The organism is Glaciecola sp. XM2 (genome assembly GCF_018595715.1).
Taxonomy (GTDB): Bacteria; Pseudomonadota; Gammaproteobacteria; order Enterobacterales; family Alteromonadaceae; genus Glaciecola.
On the sequence record NZ_JAHEOJ010000014.1, the window covers coordinates 495734 to 513849 of the forward strand.

20 protein-coding genes are annotated in these 18116 nt (G+C 43.1%); 7 read left to right on the forward strand and 13 right to left on the reverse strand.

The window, feature by feature from the left end:
* Positions 1–343 precede the first annotated feature (343 nt).
* From KJ365_RS02665 to KJ365_RS02690, 6 genes are all read left to right on the forward strand, one after another.
* Complete coding sequence (locus KJ365_RS02665) at positions 344–1990, forward strand: electron transfer flavoprotein-ubiquinone oxidoreductase (protein WP_214450057.1); 1647 nt, start codon at positions 344–346, stop codon at positions 1988–1990.
* Positions 1991–2044: 54 nt separating this feature from the next.
* Complete coding sequence (locus KJ365_RS02670; protein WP_214450058.1) at positions 2045–2827, forward strand: alpha/beta fold hydrolase; 783 nt, start codon at positions 2045–2047, stop codon at positions 2825–2827.
* A 157-nt stretch (positions 2828–2984) separates the two neighbouring features.
* On the forward strand, positions 2985–3203 hold the full coding sequence (locus tag KJ365_RS02675) for a DUF2788 domain-containing protein (protein ID WP_214450059.1): 219 nt from the start codon (positions 2985–2987) through the stop codon (positions 3201–3203).
* A 27-nt stretch (positions 3204–3230) separates the two neighbouring features.
* On the forward strand, positions 3231–3755 hold the full coding sequence (gene fldA, locus KJ365_RS02680) for a flavodoxin FldA (protein ID WP_214450060.1): 525 nt from the start codon (positions 3231–3233) through the stop codon (positions 3753–3755).
* Positions 3756–3767: 12 nt separating this feature from the next.
* Positions 3768–3974 (forward strand): hypothetical protein, encoded by a 207-nt coding sequence (locus KJ365_RS02685; protein WP_214450061.1) that lies wholly within the window; start codon positions 3768–3770, stop codon positions 3972–3974.
* A 200-nt stretch (positions 3975–4174) separates the two neighbouring features.
* Complete coding sequence (locus KJ365_RS02690) at positions 4175–7036, forward strand: M14 family metallopeptidase (protein WP_214450062.1); 2862 nt, start codon at positions 4175–4177, stop codon at positions 7034–7036.
* Positions 7037–7121: 85 nt separating this feature from the next.
* Here the strand turns inward: KJ365_RS02690 and KJ365_RS02695 are convergent, their stop codons facing one another.
* From KJ365_RS02695 to KJ365_RS02760, 13 genes are all read right to left on the reverse strand, one after another.
* Positions 7122–7505 carry a cupin domain-containing protein gene (locus KJ365_RS02695; RefSeq protein ID WP_502793476.1) on the reverse strand — a complete coding sequence of 128 codons (384 nt, stop codon included), beginning with the start codon at positions 7503–7505 and terminating at the stop codon, positions 7122–7124.
* A 68-nt stretch (positions 7506–7573) separates the two neighbouring features.
* On the reverse strand, positions 7574–8185 hold the full coding sequence (locus KJ365_RS02700; protein WP_214450063.1) for a DUF1294 domain-containing protein: 612 nt from the start codon (positions 8183–8185) through the stop codon (positions 7574–7576).
* Positions 8186–8220: 35 nt separating this feature from the next.
* Positions 8221–8718, reverse strand: a complete 498-nt coding sequence (locus KJ365_RS02705; RefSeq protein ID WP_214450064.1) for a hypothetical protein — start codon at positions 8716–8718, stop codon at positions 8221–8223.
* A 96-nt stretch (positions 8719–8814) separates the two neighbouring features.
* A complete protein-coding gene (locus KJ365_RS02710) occupies positions 8815–9069 on the reverse strand; it encodes a hypothetical protein (RefSeq protein ID WP_214450065.1) in 255 nt (84 codons plus the stop codon).
* A 434-nt stretch (positions 9070–9503) separates the two neighbouring features.
* The gene (locus tag KJ365_RS02715; RefSeq protein ID WP_214450066.1) at positions 9504–10115 is read right to left on the reverse strand and encodes a cytochrome c oxidase assembly factor Coa1 family protein; all 612 of its coding nucleotides are present in this window, start codon (positions 10113–10115) and stop codon (positions 9504–9506) included.
* A gap of 56 nt (positions 10116–10171) precedes the next feature.
* On the reverse strand, positions 10172–10711 hold the full coding sequence (locus KJ365_RS02720) for a hypothetical protein (RefSeq protein WP_214450067.1): 540 nt from the start codon (positions 10709–10711) through the stop codon (positions 10172–10174).
* 177 nt (positions 10712–10888) lie between these two features.
* A complete protein-coding gene (locus KJ365_RS02725; protein WP_214450068.1) occupies positions 10889–11368 on the reverse strand; it encodes an energy transducer TonB in 480 nt (159 codons plus the stop codon).
* Between the two features lie 72 nt (positions 11369–11440).
* Positions 11441–11908 carry a hypothetical protein gene (locus KJ365_RS02730; protein ID WP_214450069.1) on the reverse strand — a complete coding sequence of 156 codons (468 nt, stop codon included), beginning with the start codon at positions 11906–11908 and terminating at the stop codon, positions 11441–11443.
* 72 nt (positions 11909–11980) lie between these two features.
* Positions 11981–12673 (reverse strand): hypothetical protein, encoded by a 693-nt coding sequence (locus KJ365_RS02735; RefSeq protein ID WP_214450070.1) that lies wholly within the window; start codon positions 12671–12673, stop codon positions 11981–11983.
* 485 nt (positions 12674–13158) lie between these two features.
* The gene (locus tag KJ365_RS02745) at positions 13159–14523 is read right to left on the reverse strand and encodes a Fic family protein (RefSeq protein ID WP_214450072.1); all 1365 of its coding nucleotides are present in this window, start codon (positions 14521–14523) and stop codon (positions 13159–13161) included.
* 203 nt (positions 14524–14726) lie between these two features.
* The gene (locus KJ365_RS02750; protein WP_214450073.1) at positions 14727–15410 is read right to left on the reverse strand and encodes an HNH endonuclease signature motif containing protein; all 684 of its coding nucleotides are present in this window, start codon (positions 15408–15410) and stop codon (positions 14727–14729) included.
* A gap of 153 nt (positions 15411–15563) precedes the next feature.
* On the reverse strand, positions 15564–15938 hold the full coding sequence (locus KJ365_RS02755) for a molecular chaperone DnaJ (RefSeq protein ID WP_214450074.1): 375 nt from the start codon (positions 15936–15938) through the stop codon (positions 15564–15566).
* A 110-nt stretch (positions 15939–16048) separates the two neighbouring features.
* Complete coding sequence (locus tag KJ365_RS02760; protein ID WP_214450075.1) at positions 16049–16537, reverse strand: hypothetical protein; 489 nt, start codon at positions 16535–16537, stop codon at positions 16049–16051.
* 121 nt (positions 16538–16658) lie between these two features.
* On the opposite strand from KJ365_RS02760, the gene KJ365_RS02765 reads away from it, so the two are divergent.
* Positions 16659–17813, forward strand: coding sequence for an IS110 family RNA-guided transposase (locus tag KJ365_RS02765; protein WP_214449579.1), 1155 nt, complete (start codon positions 16659–16661; stop codon positions 17811–17813).
* The last annotated feature ends 303 nt before the right edge of the window (positions 17814–18116 follow it).

Here is an 18116-nt window from a genome sequence, read left to right on the forward strand (position 1 = left end):
CTCGTTTGTACAGCGAATCGTGCTGTACAATTTTGCATCATTTGCTTCGCATCAACGCAGCTTACACATAACTATTAACTTAATTAAGTTGAGTATAGCGGCTAATAGCTCATAGTGTACGTATATGAACCACATATGGTGACGGTTTATGTGAACGCAAGTTCACATCTGCTTTGCGAAAACACCATGTAATTGAGTAATGCGCAATTTATATAGAGTTGACGTAAACGTCAACCTGCATTACCTTTCGTACAAAATAAGATTTTACAACGTTTTGGCTCGTTAGAATATTCGTTTGGCGAATACCTAACTATAAATGGTCAGCGTTTGCTTGGAGATAGAAATGGAAAGAGAAGTAATGGAGTTTGATGTTGTAGTAGTAGGCGCCGGACCTTCTGGACTCTCAACAGCAATCAAACTAAAGCAACTTGCTAACGACAATAATACCGAACTAAATGTGTGCGTACTTGAAAAAGGCTCGGAAGTGGGTGCGCATATTTTATCAGGCGCGGTGTTTGAGCCACGAGCGCTTGAAGAACTCTTTCCCAACTATAAAGAGCTTGGTGCACCAATGGGCACAGAGGTCACAGAAGATCATATCTATCTGCTTAATAGCGAAACGTCTGCGACCAAGCTCCCAAATTTAATGACCCCAAAAACCATGCACAACGACGGCAACTATATTCTCAGTATGGCGAATATGTGCAGATGGTTAGGTGAACAAGCTGAAAGTCTCGGCGTTGAAATCTACCCCGGCTTTACCGGCTCAGAAATCCATTATGATGAAGCCGGAAACGTCGCGGGAATTATTACCGGTAGCTTGGGAGTCGCTGAAGACGGCTCTGAAAAAGACGGGTTTGTGCCTGGCATGTTATTAACGGCCAAGTATACGATTTTTGCAGAAGGCTGCCGTGGTCATTTAGGCAAGCAACTTATAAGCAAGTTTGGTTTAGATAAAGACGTATCTCCACAGCATTATGCCATTGGCTTTAAAGAAATATGGGATATTCCTGCTGAGCAACATCAACAAGGGCTAGTGGTCCACACAGCAGGTTGGCCCCTCGATAAAGCCACCGGCGGTAGTTATTTATATCACGCCGAAAATAACCAAGTGTTTGTAGGGCTGATTGTAGATTTAAACTACGACAATCCACATCTATCACCTTTTGATGAGTTTCAACGCTTAAAGCATCACCCCGTCATCGCTAATACCTTAAAAGGCGGCACGCGAGTTACCTATGGCGCTCGCGCTATTGCTAAAGGTGGCTTCCAGTCCCTACCAAAAATGACGTTCCCTGGTGGATTAATGGTAGGTTGTAATGCTGGCACCTTAAACTTCTCCAAAATTAAAGGTAACCATACGGCAATGAAGTCAGGGCTATTGGCGGCTGAAGCGCTTTATGGCCTATTGCAAGATGAGCAAGCCATCAAAGATCCAATAGAATACACAGAGTTATTCAAAAATTCTTGGTTGTACGATGAGCTTTACCGTTCGCGTAACTTTGGTGCAGCCATCCATAAGTTCGGCAATTTCATGGGCGGTGCATACAATACCCTCGACCAAAATTTCTTTGGGGGCAAATTACCGTTTACAATTAGCGACTCCACGCCTGATCACCAAACCTTAAAGCCAGCCAGTGAAATGCCGTCTATCGAATACGGCAAGCCCGATGGCGTGTTGAGCTTTGATAAACTCTCATCGGTGTATTTATCAAATACCAATCATGAAGAAGACCAGCCGTGTCATCTACAGTTAAAAGACCCAAGCATTCCTATTCAAGTGAACCTTGCTAAATTTGACGAACCTGCGCAAAGATACTGCCCTGCTGGGGTGTACGAAGTGGTTGAGAATGATGACGGCGAGAAGAAGTTTCAAATCAATGCGCAAAACTGCGTTCACTGTAAAACCTGTGATATCAAAGAGCCTCAACAGAATATCGTTTGGGTGGTACCAGAAGGCGGTGGTGGTCCAAACTACCCGAACATGTAGTTTATACTAAGATTAACCGGCCCAGTTCTGCTGGGCTTTTTTATAAGGTTTGTTATGTCTCACGGTTTGTATTTCCAGACACATGGTGATCGCGCTAGCCCGCTGCCCGCGCTTGTGCTTATTCATGGTCTATTTGGTAACTCCGATAACTTGTCGGTCATTCGCAGGCACTTTGAAAATGACCGATACGTAGTCAGCATTGACCTGCCTGATCATGGCAAGTCACAACGCTCTGAAACATTTAGTTTCGATGGAGCGGTACAAAAAATCGTAGCGCTTCTAAAAGAGTTAAACATACCAAAATACGTACTGGTTGGTCACTCCTTGGGCGGCAAAATGTCGATGCTCGTTGCCCATCAACGACCCGAGTTAATTTCGCAGCTGGTGGTCATGGATATCGCTCCGATTCCTTACCCTGCTCGCCATCATGCGGTGTTTAATGGCTTAAACAGTATCGATTTAGCCTCTTTGAACTCACGTAATGAAGCCAAACAAGCGCTATCTGAACATTTAGAAGACCCCGGCACGCAAGCTTTTTTACTCAAAAGTCTTTATCAAGACGAGAACGGAAACTGGGCATGGCGCTTTAACTTGCCCCTTATTGTGCGCGATTACGATGCGTTAAGCGATTGGCAGCACATTCCAGAGTGTTTTAACGGGCCAACTTTGTTTATCAAAGGGGCAGAATCGGACTACATTCAAAGCGCTCATCAATCGGTGATAATGGAGCAGTTTCCCCAGGCATCAGCCAAAGTTGTGCAAGCAGGTCATTGGCTTCACGCACAAAAACCACAAGTTGTTAACGCCTTGATTACAAAGTTTTTACGTGTTGAGTAAAACAGACAGCTTATCGCGTAAAATGTACCTGGATTGTTCATTTTTTCGTTGATTTCATGGTAACATCGCGCCAGTTTAAATTTGGCGTGCCTCGACAATTCTCATAGATTTATGAGGGTTATCGACACATAGCAAGTAACATAGTTTTAGGTGAAAAATGTCGCCCGAACTTTTTAAAACAGTAGAGTCAATCGCCTTAAATATCACCCTAGTGGTGCTATTTGCGCTGATGTTTTTTGCTGTACATGACGTACTGAAAAAGAATGATGTACCCAAAACAGGCCGTTTTGTGGCCTATGGCGTACTAGGGTTAGGTGCGGCAGGTTTTGTCGCCAAAGGCATTATCGAAGTATTTTGGACCTTACAAGGTATCTGAAAGCCAACAGATGTGGAGTATGTATAAATGGCAAGTGTAGGCCTATTTTTTGGTAGCGATACCGGTAATACCGAGCACATCGCAAAGATGATTCAAAAAGAATTAGGTAAAAACCTAATTGATGTAAAAGACATTGCAAAGAGTAGCAAAGAAGAAATTGCTGAGTTTGATTTGCTTATGTTCGGAATACCAACATGGTATTACGGCGAAGCGCAATGTGATTGGGACGACTTCTTCCCCGAACTCGAAGAAATAGACTTTGAAGATAAGCTTGTCGCTATTTTCGGATGCGGCGACCAAGAAGATTACGCCGAATACTTTTTAGACGCCATGGGCATGATCAGAGATATCGTTGAACCAAAAGGTGCTATCTTGATTGGTCAATGGCCAACTGAGGGTTATGACTTTGAAGCATCCAAGGGCATGGCGGACGATGACCACTTTGTAGGGCTTGGTATCGACGAAGACCGTCAACCTGAGCTTACCGAAGAACGCGTAAAAGCATGGTGTGCACAAATTAAAGAAGAAATGTGCCTAGCAGAGCTAGAATAAGGAGTCATCTAGATGGCGATAAACGCAACACTTGTGGGCCAGCTTTTGTTTGGCCTCGCCATCATTATGGCAATGGTCGGTTTTTTTTTAGGCCGTAAAAAGACCAATCACCCCATCGCAGCAACAATTTTGGGTTTTATGTCGGGTTTCTTTCCCCCGTTTGCTTTTATATTCGTGCTGGTACTTATCTTAAGAAAAAATATAGAAAAGCCCGCCTAAGCAATAAATCAATAAATCAATAAACGGTCTGCTGAATCGCTGACCGTTATTATATCAGTTTTACTCTGTTGCTAGTCCAATCCCTGCCCCCATAGGTAGCCCACATTTGATGGTATTACACAATTGATTGTAAGGTTGCGATCAATAAAGTTTTAATGCTAGTTTAGTGTGTGTCAAAACAACAACAACGAGACAACACCATGCGAAATAAGCTAGCCATCTTATTAGGTGCCAGCGTGCTATTTAGTCAAATCGCACATGCAAGCCTCCTAATGAAACCCACCTATCATCCAGATTTAGACTATAAAGCCCCCATACTCGAGGGTAACTATACCGACGCTGTCACGCACCCAGACGACATCCTTGGTTTTGAAGTAGGCTTTCGCGTTGCCACCCCTGCCAAAATTACCGAGGCAGTGGAAACTTGGAAAGGACAAAGTGACCGATTAAAGGTTGTAGAATATGCAAGAAGCCATGAAAACCGCCCGTTGTTCGCGATTTTTATTTCTACTCCAGAGAACTTAGCCAAATTAGATGATATTCAGCAAGACCTAAGTGCCCTAGCCGACCCACGCAGCACCAGTGATGCGCAAGCAGAGCAAATCATCGAGCGACTTCCAGCAATTGCATGGATGGCCTACTCTATTCACGGTAATGAGACCTCAGGTGCCGACGCCGCCCTTGCTGCAATTTATCATCTAGCTGCAGATCAAAGCCAAGCAACGACAGACTTACTAGACGATATGATAGTGGTCATTGACCCACTCATGAATCCAGATGGACGGGATCGCTTTGCTAAGTCCTTAGAACAATATCGCGGCACAGCGCCGAATGTAGACGATCAAGCTCTGTTGCATCGTGGTGATTGGCCATATGGCAGAACCAACCATTATTATTTTGATTTAAACCGCGACTTTTTCTATTTAACACAACCCGAAACGAAGGGGCGTGTTGCTTTAATTAACAAATGGCGCCCACAGTTGATGATCGACGGTCATGAAATGGGCCCACAAGATACCTATTTGATGGGTCCTCCCCGCCAGCCGATTAATGCACATATTGCCTCCAGCGTACAAAAATGGGCGGTAACCTTTGCCCAAGACCAAGGCGCAGCGTTTGATGACAAAGGCTGGCGCTACTACACTGGCGAATGGTTTGAAAACTGGTATCCAGGTTATTCAAGTTATGCACAGCATCGTGGCACTATGCATATTCTGTATGAGCAATCACGCATGGCCGAAGACGGTGTTAAGCGCCCAGAAGGCACTATTCAAACCTACAAAGAATCGGTACATCATCAGTATATAAGCACCATTGCCAACCTTGAATCCCTCGATAAATATTCAGACGAGATGTATCAAGATTATTGGCAAGATAGAAAAATGGTGTTGTCGAACAAAAGCCCTTATGCCAATAAAACCTACGTGGTATTAGCAAATGAAAATGCATCACGCACACATTTACTCGCTGAAAAGCTCTTAGCGCAAGACATAGAAGTAAAAGTTGCTACGCAAGCCATTGAGGTAGACGACGCGGTTAATCACCTGGGTCAAACTCTTGATGAAACCACTATTGAAGCCGGCAGTTTGATCATCAATAACCGTCAGCCAGAAGCTCGCTTAATCTCTGCGATTATGGAGTTTGAGGCGGCCTTAAAACCAGAAGTGCTGCAAAAAGAGCGCGCTAGAGTCCTGCGAGAAGGTCGCTCTATTATGTATGATACATCGGCATGGAATCTCACCATGATGTATGGTCTTGAAGCGTTAACCGTGCCCGATGAAATCACCCGTAATGTAAGTGATTATGCGCCACCTAGCCCAACACAAAATACTATTGATAAAGAGGCAATAGCATGGTTTGTTGACGGCGTGGATGACGGCTCAGTGGCATTTGCAGCGCGCTTGATGGAGCAAGGCGTATATGTAAGAGTGATTGACAAGGCAGCGCAATTTAACGACGTTACGCTCAATCGTGGTTCGGTAGCGGTTACCATTACCGACAACCTTAACAACGAGCAGTTACACACCCTTATAAAGCAAACTGCCGATGAGCTAAACTTACGCGTACAAAGCGCAACCACTGGTTTAGGAAATGGCGAACTGCCCGACTGGGGCGGCGATCACTTTGTATTACTGCAACAGCCGCAAATTGCCATTGCTACGCAAGCAGGCACAAATCAAAATGACGCTGGCACAGTATGGTGGTCAATTGATTCAAATCTAGGAATACGCCATAGTCATGTAGATGCGTCGAGCCTAGCGTCAGCTGATTTACGTCGTTACAACACGATTGTAATGCCTCAACGACGCAGCTTAAGTGAAGCGAATCAAAAAGCCTTAATGACGTGGGTGAAGCAAGGCGGCACCTTGATCACGCATGAAGGCGCAAGTGCCATGATGAGTAAAGCTGACGATTTCTCCTCAGTAAAACTCGTTGACGATATTTTTGAAGACGCCCATGACTTTGACATAGCCCTGCAGCGCAGGCTACTGGCCCAGAAGGACTACAACGTCACCGATGCCCTTAACGCTTCATTGTTGAGCACAACGGTTAGCTACCCTTGGGATGATAAGCCAGATCCACTTGATAAAGACGAGCTAGAAAAGCGTAACGATTGGCAAAAACTCTTTATGCCTGCAGGCGCTATGGTGGCAGGTCACGCTGACCAAAAACACTGGTTAACCTTTGGAGTCAACGAGCGGTTACCGCTATTGTACCGTGATCAAGATGTATTGGTGGTGCCACAAGGCGCAGAATCTGTAGTATCGGTGGGTATATACCAAGCCAACCCAGACGCGACTTATGAAGAGGCCGTTGGTTGGTACTCCATTCCAAACGGACAAGAAGTGCACGTTCGCATGAGCGGCCTAGTTTGGCCTGAAGCCTCACAACGCATTGCCAACTCTAGTTACCTAACCCGCGAATCTATTGGTAAAGGCCAGTTGATAATGTTCTCGGGGCAACCTAACTTCAGAGGAGCCTCCAGAGGCACAAATCGACTTTTGCTTAACGCGATTGTTTATGGTGCAGGCTTTGGCACGCGACCAAACATAAACCTATAACTACAAAAGGCTGGTAAGGTATTCCCTTCCAGCCTTTTTCTTTTGTTGTACAAGCTCTATTTTTCGTATTTAAGCTCAAGCATTCTTATATCCAAACGTCATTTTCAGCAGTCCGTGCATCAGTAGCATTGTCGCCAGTATTGATAACACCTCGAGGTTCAATGAGCAGAATTTTTACTTCACCATCAGCGACAGGCTTGTGCTCAACGCCTTGACGAACAACATACATCTCACCACTTTGTAGGTCTACGTGACCATCTCTAAACTCAATTTTGAGGCGTCCATCTAGCACGATAAAGGTTTCGTCGGTGTCTTGATGTGCGTGCCACTCAAACTCACCTTCAATCTTCGCTACCTTTATTTGGTAATCATTCATCTCGGCAATGACCTTGGGTGACCACTGCTCACTAAATAGGCTGAGTTTCTCTTCAAAATTTATTGCTTTGTAACTCAATATATTGTCCTTCATATTGAACCCTACAATCCACTCTATCACTCTCGCTCGAAACTATACATCATCATGTTTTAATGCTTTAACTAACCAATTATCATTGTTATAAAGTTCTGACCTTGAGCGCTCAACAACCAAACAAACACGCCAAGATTAACAACCACCGTCCCCCAATACGCCTTTTTAAACTCTTGCTTACTAGACTTATGTTTTAGTGCGTTTTGGGCATAAAATGCACCTGGCCAGCCACCTAGCAAGCTAACTAAATGAAGGTTAGCTTCTGGGGTACGCCAACTGCCATCTTGTGCGGCCGACTTATCAAAATAATAAAGCAAAAACGCTACAACGCTTGCTCCCGCATACCAATACAAAACCTCGATTGGCAACTTATTTGAAACAGTCATTAAAAGTAAAAAAACACAGAACAAAATACACACAAAAGAGCCAAAGCTACGATTTTTGGGCGGCGACGCTTTTTTTAATTTGCGATCGATTGATAAGGTTACATTTATGGCTTTAAATTTTCCCTTAGCATCTTTGACCTGCTCGTACACGATTAGGTCTCCGTCTACAGGTCTTCTTGAGCGTTTTTGAAACGCTTTGATATGAACAAAGGCGCGGTCCCCGCCTCCATTAGGTTCGACGAATCCAAAGCCTTTATCGTCGTGCCAATTCGTTAACTTTCCCTTAAGTTTCAATTGGCTAGCCTTAACACTTCCGTCTGATTCATTGATTAATTTCCATCTCTTAACACATTCCAATCGATCCCAAAGCAAATCACTGAGGATAACAAGCCCGCAATCAACAGCCAAACCGCTAGATCACTATTGCTATTGTATTTTGCCGCGACTGAGCGATAACTTTTGACCAAGCGACCGTTGCTTATCACTTGGTATACCGGGTGAAAGTCCTCAAACTCCCATATTGCCGAATCGGAATCATTTGGGTCGTAAGCAATCGTTAGCGCAGCGCCGTCCTTATTAAGCGCTTCTTTTACGATACTCAATGAGCCGCCGACCGAATGATACACAAACATTTGGTCATGCTCGTTAAGCTTGAACCTTAAAGTATTCTTGCGTTTACCTATTTCTTCAAACCACTCTAACGTACCCGTTTTCTCTTCCAAGACATCGTAGCTCGGAATGCCGTTAACGCCGAAAACGAGTGCCAACATCAACAACGTAAAACTCAGTGACACCCATGAATTTTTGCTCAAATGTTTTGTCTTCATAAATCGGTTCTACCGTAAACTAATCGCGATAAATTTCTCAAAAGAAATAGAACGATGGACCTTCTCCCTATAAATGTAGCGCGTTACCGTAGAGAATCACCCAAATGCACCAAGAAAGAACAACGACAAAACAATAATGACAATTAGGCCCGTGGCGGCGCACCAAAAGCCCGAACGGCCTTTTTCGCCAAAATAGATAATGTCGGTCGTTTTGGGATAACGACCAAATGAGAAAAGTTTACAAATGGGCCAACCCAGCCAATAACAAATCGTCCAAAAAAATATCTCAGCAAGAATGTACCCAATAACCCTAAGAAAGCCTCTAAATATCTCGCCAAGAATATCTTCCATAATTTACTACTCCTTATGAGTCTAAGATACCAAAAAGTGAGTCATTGCTGCTGATGCTCACGCTAGGCTTCACTTTGAGCTTAATGCTCATTTGCTTTGTTTATTGATGCGCCTAATAATATACCTAGCGCAGCCCACATTTATAGCTGTTAAAAACACTAACAGTGGTACGACAATACTTAAATTAAACGAGGCCCCATACATCACCCCAACACAGAAAAAACAAAGGGCACATAAAACAAATGCGCCTATGATTGACATCTTCAAGTCTGATTCATCTCTGTCTTTTTCAATTTTCTTTATTACTTTACTCATACATCCTACTTGTTCAATACAAAAACAACAATTGGTTACCACTTAAGTATTTGCTGAGAATAGCGTTGTGACGACCAAAAACAGATTTTCTTAGTCTTCTAATACGTGTTAAAACGCTTCTACTCGTTAGGGTTTACAACCTGTACACGCTTACCAGATTCGGGCCAATCCACAACGACGTGATATAGTACCCATTTGTCCATCTCTTTATACGCCCGCACATACACATCGGCTTCACCTTTAGGGCCGGAAACTGAATATTGCAAAGAAGCTTCACCACTTGCACCTGATGTTTGTATGGAGCCGAAAATCAAAAAGCCGGCCTCAATTGGCTCACCAATGACTTCGATTACTTCTTTATTTTCAGAGACCGCTATCATCGATTGGTCAAACGCCTCTCCTTTCAACAAGCTGCCAACAAACACAGCGAATAATGGCACGACAAGAAGCAAGATTGCACTAGCATTACGCCACTTTTTTTGGGTTGCCTTAAAGTGCTCCACATCTCTCCATGCTCTATTTTTCCATGCCCATTCATTGCCTTTTAGACCCAGTAAAACGAGCATCACAATATTGACTAAAGGTACAAATACCAACAAAGCTATGTAGGTACTGTTGCCAATTCCCCAAATCCAATTTAGAAAAAACGCCCCCCAATTCCAACCTTTGATTTCGGGTGGCACTACCGAGTCCTTTCCTAGTCCTGATACATATTGTTGCTGTTGATTCATTTGTTTAATTTTCTCCAATCCATGATTAAATTACTTGTGGGTGTTTGCAAAGCCGTTTAATAGCTGTCGTCTTGCTTTATTTTGATTGTGGTGGCAGCGCCAAGCCTTAAGTCATTCGTTAAAAACCTTACTTCAATAGTAAGGTTCAAAGGTGCCTGCTCGCTTGGATGATGGTCTAGCCACCCAAAGGTGAACGAGTAGAACCCTTCGTCTGTTTCAGGTGTGGTATCAATAATCGGAATGTTGGGGAAAATCTGATCAGGCATTTCACCATCTATCACCTGAATATAGACACCAAACTCATCGAGGTTGTATGTTGACGAGCTCGGTAACTTGACTAAGATAGTCAAATCTCCAGTGTCGCCACAAGAGGTTTTTCCGTTGTAACTTGCTCGGTTTATTGCCATCTGGCTAACAACCGGCAGAGGGACTGCTTCCCAATAATCACCACTTGCATTTTCATCCAGTTGCTTGGGGCCTGGATGCTGCTCCCATCGCTCTAACGTAGGTTGAAACACATAAGAACCAAAATACGAGCACGCTTGAGCCGGAAAACTAATGACACCCACTATGAATGCACAAATTATATACTTCATTCTGCCTATCCTTGATAACTAAAAGCCCTTATTGCCGCCTAAGAAAATAACCCATTAATGGGAAACAGTTGCGCAGCATACAGGACCACAAATTAATGTTCGTTACCTTCATAGGGTCACATCAATCAATTGTTTGGGGTAGTTATGCACAAATGGCAAATGCCCTTAACGCAAACCCTACAGCGCACGCACCCTCTTAATAATGCTACCCGTGGAATATATGATGTCGTCACTTGGGCAAGAATATTTAGGCGTCACCAATTTGCAGGGTTGATTGGGTTTATCAAAACAGAAATCAAATCGAGTTTGCGTCTTTACCGGCTCTGCTAGGATGCTTTTAGGTAACTCTGACCAATTCCAGTTATTTATTACATCTCTTGCGGCTTTAGAAAAATACTTATTTGTGGAGGCTACCACCGTTATGTCTTTCACTTCATTTTGAGGCGTGATGACATACTCAATAGTCGCACAGCCTTCGAGTCTTTCGAATACCGCCTCTCTGGGATACCTGGCAGGAAACCGATTGAGTTGACTCCATTTTGAAGATTGCATTTCGTCTTGAGTAACGCTTAAGTGCGAGTACTCTTTCTCTGGATGTGTTGATGCACAGCCACTCATCAAAATAAATGCGGCCATAATGCCAATAGTATTTTGCATAACAAAAACTTCCTTTTAATTTTAATGCTGAGCTCATTAGCGCTTTTGCATCGCCCGGCTTTAAATCGATTATTATGTGACTTTGGGGCTGCGAACTTTCCGGTAACGCATAGCAAACACGGTAAGGAGGCCGCATATAATACCGGTGCTAATTGCACCATTGAAGCCTAACGAAACTACCAGCGGTCGCAACACAAATAGATGAACGAAAAACACCGGTATCAATGCGATAGCAAATACTTTCCATTTCATAAATGATTCAAAGGGCGCGCTACAGTGCGGGCATTCCTTGTTTTTCCCCCACTTGTTAGCCGTTTTAGAGAAAAAGCCTATTTTCTTTTCACATGTTGGACATTTAAAGAACTGCTCATTTGGTTCGTAATCATCATTTAGCGGCTCTTCAGAATGGCTCTGTGCAGGTTGTCGTGAGCTTAATTCACTTTCAATTTTCTCTACTCGTTCTGGGTAGGCTTGTTTGTCTATGTTAGCTAGAGCGTCTTGTAACTCAGCAATAGAATACTCTGAATAATTCGGTTCCATTCGTTTACTTCTCCTTAATTTCTAATCACCAACCAGATGGCGGATATCAAATTCTTTTTACTTTGAGTTTTGTTATTTTGAAACGCCAAACACCTCATCAAAGCTCTGGCCTTCTTTCATCTTCTCAAGATTTGCGTAGAACTGAGTTTTATCAACTGAATCGACCGCTAATCTTGCAGCACGGTAATTGTTGAATGCATTTTCATTATAGAATTGATGACCGTAAAACAGTTTTTTAACCGCATCAACTTCTGTTTCATCCATCAAGATATTTTCAGGTAAAAAGGGCTCTCTTAAATCAACCAATAATGAAACGCCCTCTTCAAACCAGCGAGGCATTTTTAACATTTGCGTTAACCACCCAAGCCGCGCATATACCTCAGCGTGCACCAACTCGTGAGCAACCACGTCTACATTTTGACCTTTAGGGCCTATTACCAAGCAATTATTGAAAGGGCTAAAGTGGGAGCTTGCGGTTTCAGATGCAAAAAAGTTAGCGGATTGTTCTTTATTCAAGGTTAGTATCATAATAGGCGTAGCTGTCATGTCCCCAAATGTAGTAGACACTCTGTTAGTCGCATCCTCTATAAATGCTAACTCTTGTATATTTCGTGAATCATCCTTAGCAATGAACACGTTTGGTTTTATCTGCTCGTATCCAAGTGGACCGGCAATTTCACAAGCAATTGCCCCTTTAAAAACGTAAAGCGGTGTTCCTAGCAAAATAAAACCCAAGGCTATGTAAAAAAGCGATGATTTTTTCATGTTCCCTCCGTCAAACGACCGCATAAGACAAGCTCTTCAGCCATACACCGTTCCCATAAATACACTGTCACGTCTGTGCCGCTTGAAGTGAGACCTGCTTGCTACCGCCCGCTACCCATTGTGTGCCTAACTCAGTAAAACCAAACTTATCGTGAAATGCACCAGATGCCAAATTTGGAGGAACAATGTTGTATTCGCAAGTAACCGTTTTTATAGCGTTAGCGCGAGCAAATTCAAACAAATCGTTGTAAAGACAACTACCAATCCCAAGACCAAAAAACTGAAGTGGTCAACCTTTTTCAGACAACCCAGTTAAGCAACTTTTCCCCATGATCCAGTATTGTTCTCCAGTTGCTTTATTGTATCTCTAACGCCCATATAAGGGGGAGTAACGCATGGGCTAAAATCCGAGCGAAGCGGCAGAGCCCATGCATTACTGTCCCAGCGAGCCTGCGAGCGACTTAATGTGATTGTTAGCGCCCGATCTATTTTTTCGCATTCCAATCTTTAAGGATTTTCTTTTGGCTTACCATGCTGAAAACCCATTCACGACCTTGTTTTTCCTTTTTGAAGAGTTTCATATCTACAAGGCCATTTAGTGCAGAAGATGCAGTATTATAGGAACATCCTAAGTTTTCTTTTACATTCGACGCCGTAAAAAACTGAGCAACACCGCTCCGTGCTACTTGGAATATTTTCTGCTGTTTATCCGATAATTTTTTATATAAACCAGATTTCCATAGCCAAACATTAAACTCTTCAGCTTCTTTTAGAGTCCGTTGGTAAGAATCCTTAAACTTGTTTATCGCTCTATTAATTATTGAGCATTGATAATCAATGAAATAAGTCAAATCCATTTCGTCTGATTCTGTATAAAGATAACTTTTCCCGTATTGAACAGGTGCATTTTTCAATAGCAGACTTATAGTGATGTATCTAAATGCAGAAAAATCATTTTTAAACATATACCAATAGAAAAGAGCCCTTGCAACTCGCCCATTTCCATCTCTAAATGGATGCTCAAAACCGATCAGGAAATGAATTATGATTGCCTTTACCAATGGATGGAAGTAGTCACGATTATCTGTATCGTGATGACATTTATTTACCCAACTACAGACTTTTTTCAAACGAGCTTTCAGGTTTTCTGCTAAAGGCGGCTGATGAACAATATTACCCTCAGCATCAACAACCTTCACATCGTCAGTTTTCCGAAACACACCGGGTGTGTAGTTGTCATCGTCTATCCCATCGACGCCTATTTGATGTAAGTCCCTAATAAAATCAGGTGTTAGATCTTTTTCTCTATTCTCCCATGCGAAATTCATCATCTTGAAATTACCGATGATCATTTTTTCATCTAAGCTTCTAGGCTTTCGCTTCCTTTTCAATAAGTCTTTTGCAACTTCAGTAGTAGTAGCAGCCCCTTCGAGTTGACTGCTGCTTATTGCTTCATCTTCGACCAAATCATTTAATAAGTATTCGAGGTGCTTTTCTTCACCGATTTTTGAACACATCCACTCGAGAGAAGCGCTTGTTGTATTCCTGTCTGTTTCACTTATGGCTTTTTGAATATTGGGAGTAAGAAAAAAACGCCCCACTTCATTAGAATCACCAAGAGGAAGAATTCTTTTTAATTGTCTCAATCTAGCAGTTTTCACAATTGACCATGCTAAATCTTTATCTAAATCTTTGGCAAATCTATAACGAAGCTGGTCATAGTGAAGGTACCTTCCTTTATTATCGGTAGGAGATAAAAGTTCGATATATTCTTTCAGGTGCTCACTGTGCTTCTCCAGAGCGAGCTGCAAGGGGTTACTGATAAGTTCTTTTGGTGGAGAAGCAATCATAGTAATCTCAAAATTGTGAATAATTGAGATAAGAGTATATTAAAAACTAGGTTTTGTCTCAAAAAAGTTAAAAGTTGAGGTAAGGGAGCTAACGCCAAGTTTAAGGGCATTATAAGTGGAGATTGTTTTGGGGTATAGTGGAACAAAGTGACACCCCAAAACAAACGGAGCTTACAACGTCCGACAACAGCCACTTGTTAGAGCTACCCAAGGGACAGCCCAATGCGACAGTTATCGGCAATCATGCCGCCGCACTGAATTTGTGAACCATCATCAGCTTTCAGCAACAAATCATCGGTGCCGCCAATTATCTGGTAGGCCCCGACCCGCATATTGATTTTTTCAACAACGATTCCAGAATCAGACGAGGCTCTGAGTCGTAAGGAGATGCTGCCCGGGGCATCTCGCACGATTAGCTCCCCACCTTTTGCTTCAAAATCCCAGTTACCAGAGTACGCTCGCCATTCATTGTCTGTAATTTGAAGACTTATCTCCCCGTGGCTATTGAAGAACGTACCGCTAAATCTTACTGGGCCACCTTCCTCTTCACTTGGTTCGATTTTCACGACGCGGTACCCGTGGATTTCTAGCGGTATCGGGGCATTAGTTATTGACGCACCGCCGAGAACGAAATTAGGTTGTTTAGAGCCAAGGTCAAAGAATTCGTGAGCGTAGTTTCTTTTCTGGCTAATTGGCTGCGCTTTTGCTTCCTTGACTCGCTCTTTAGAAACAAAGCCCCTCGTCACTTTTGCGTGGCATTGGGGACAGAGCAGCACAATACCGTCAGGAGAATGCTCTTTTGCATCAACGAAAACAGGATCTACGTGCTCATACTCAACGATAGCGGCACCGCATAGGACGCAGCCATATCCGCAAGCTTGTCGCACTTCTCTTTTGATGCCTTCCGGAATTGTCCGGCTCAACCCGTACCGGTTATCCATAGGTCTCCTGCCGCTCTAACGCTCGCCTAAACGGCGAGCAACTTGTTGCGAGTCCAGCGGCCAAAGGCCGCGATGTTTAAGGCGCTTGTTATGTAACACTTATCTCGAGCCTTTCATTATGTTTTGATTTAATTGCTCAAATTCTTGCATCAGTTTGTCACAGTCTTCTTTTTTAGCTTGGCAGAGGGCAGACATTTGAATGTATATCTTTTGGTTTTTCTCAACAACTTTGCGCTTTATTGCGGCTGGGTGAGCTGGATGCGAATCAGGAGTGAATGACCACAAAACCAAGTTTGACTCCTCTTTATCCTCAATTATTGTCCAGCCGCCCTGGATACTTAGATTTGTGCCCTCTTTATTTTTGAGTGCATTTAGCGCGAGCTCCACTGTTTTATATCCAATCGAGCTACTCTCAGAAGCGAAAGCGGAAAAAGCAATTGAAATGCTCAAGAACGCTAAAGGTATAATTTTCACTGAACTCTCCGTGTTACATAACGCCGCTTTAAGCGGTGAGCAATAGTTGGCTAAAATGTGAAGCGAAGCGGAACCGAGCCAACTGTTACGAATCCGACTTTAAAGCCTTGTTATGAGCCGCTTGCTACTGACTCTTTGACATAAGCTAGCCACTTATCATCTTCAGCTTTAATGATCTCATTTGAATGAGCATGCCCCCACGACTCACGAAAAACCAAGTAAACTTCTCCAAGTTCATAAGTAAATGCAATATTACAAATACCACCTTTTGAAATTGGTGATCTTCTTACTAATGGGGCGTTTGACCAAAAAGACGGCTCAGTATGGCGATTAAAATCAGTACTAATATGTTTCACAGATTTTGGTATTCTGGAACGTCGCCAAAAGAACTCTTTTTCACTATCCCCTTTTATATTTTCGACCACTTCAAACACAACAACTTCATCAGTAACTTTAATAGCTTGAGCTAAAACTATCGTCGCCGTCTGCTCAATTAGTTGAGAGTGAGTTAAACCGTAACCAGGAGGTGGCGCAGGACAAGCATTAACTCCTAGGCTTAATAGTGTCAAAAATATCAATGTATATAGCGAAATTTTCATAGGCTCATAGACATTATGACTCCCTTCAAAAGTGCTAGTCTCCGCATTTTCGTGGGTTAGCTACAATAGCCAGTGCCATAAATAATTGTCGATTAAACATTATATAAATTTGGAGACTAGCATGAATAAACATAGCATAATTTTTATTGGATTGGATACTCATAAAGAATTTCACGAAGTGGCGTATTGCGAAGATGGTAGAGGGAAAGCACCGGTTCATATGGGACGCATAGCCTCTTCAAAAGTAAGCGTGAAAAAGCTTGTGCGTCAGTTTGAATCCAAATACCCAAACGCAACTCTGCACTTTGTTTACGAAGCAGGCCCTTGTGGCTATTGGATTTATCGGTTTATCACCAGCTTAGGTCATTGTTGTTATGTGGTAGCGCCGTCACTCATTCCTAAAAAGCCTGGTGATAAAATAAAGACCGATAGACGCGATGCACTTAAGCTCGTGAAATTACTAAAATCTGAAGATCTATCCCCCATCTATGTCCCCGAGCCGGAAGATGAGGCTGTACGTGATTTATCTCGTGGCCGTGAAACAGCCATGAAAGATTTAAAGGATGCAAAGTACCAATTAAAGGCACTTTTGCTGCGAAACAATATTCACTACGACGGAGTGGCTAACTGGTCTAAGAAACACCTTCGTTGGCTCACTGAAATGGTACTGCCGCATCCTGCACAGCACATCGTGTTACAAGAATACATTCAAACCATCACTGAACGAATACAGCGCTTAGAGCGACTCGATAATGAACTTGAACATCAAGTACGTCAGTGGCGCTATTATCCTGTGGTCAAGGCGATTCAATCTATGCGAGGAGTAAGACTATTGGTTGCTGTTGGTGTAGTGGCTGAGCTGGGTGATTTAACCCGCTTTGACCACCCAAGAAAGCTAATGAGTTATTTAGGTCTGGTGCCCTCAGAACATTCCTCTGGTGGTAAACGCCGTATTGGGGCCATTACCAAAACAGGTAATGGCCGTGCACGACGATTACTTATCGAAGGCGCTCATAGTTACCGATTCGCCGCTAATATCTCTACCGAGTTACAAAAGCGACAAGAGTGCTTACCCAAAGATATTTTGGACATTGCTTGGAAGGCGCAACTACGATTGTGCAAGCGCTATCAACGCATGAGTAAGCAGGGCAAACACTACAATTTAATCATTGCAGCGATTGCCAGGGAGATGGCGGCTTACATATGGGCGATTACCAAAGAAGTGGTACTCACACCGGTCAATCCAAAATTGCGCACTAGTAGAGTGCCAGCATGATAAAGAGTTTTAAGCTAGCGCATTTAGATCAGGCCGCGGATGTGGTGCAACCTCCGAGGGTGTTAGGAAGGCAATAAACAACACGTTTTTGACCCACGAACATAGAGTGATGAGAAGGCACTGCGGCGGAAAAAGTAAGGTCAGCTCTGCTTATTGAAAAATAAGTAACCTACGGATACCAGCATGTAAACCGACGACAATACTGCCTCATCTGATGCGTTAGCTTAATTTTTAAATATCTTATGGACCGAAAGAATGTCACAGGATTGTTTTGTCAAACTTGACAAAGGGAGTCATACCAAC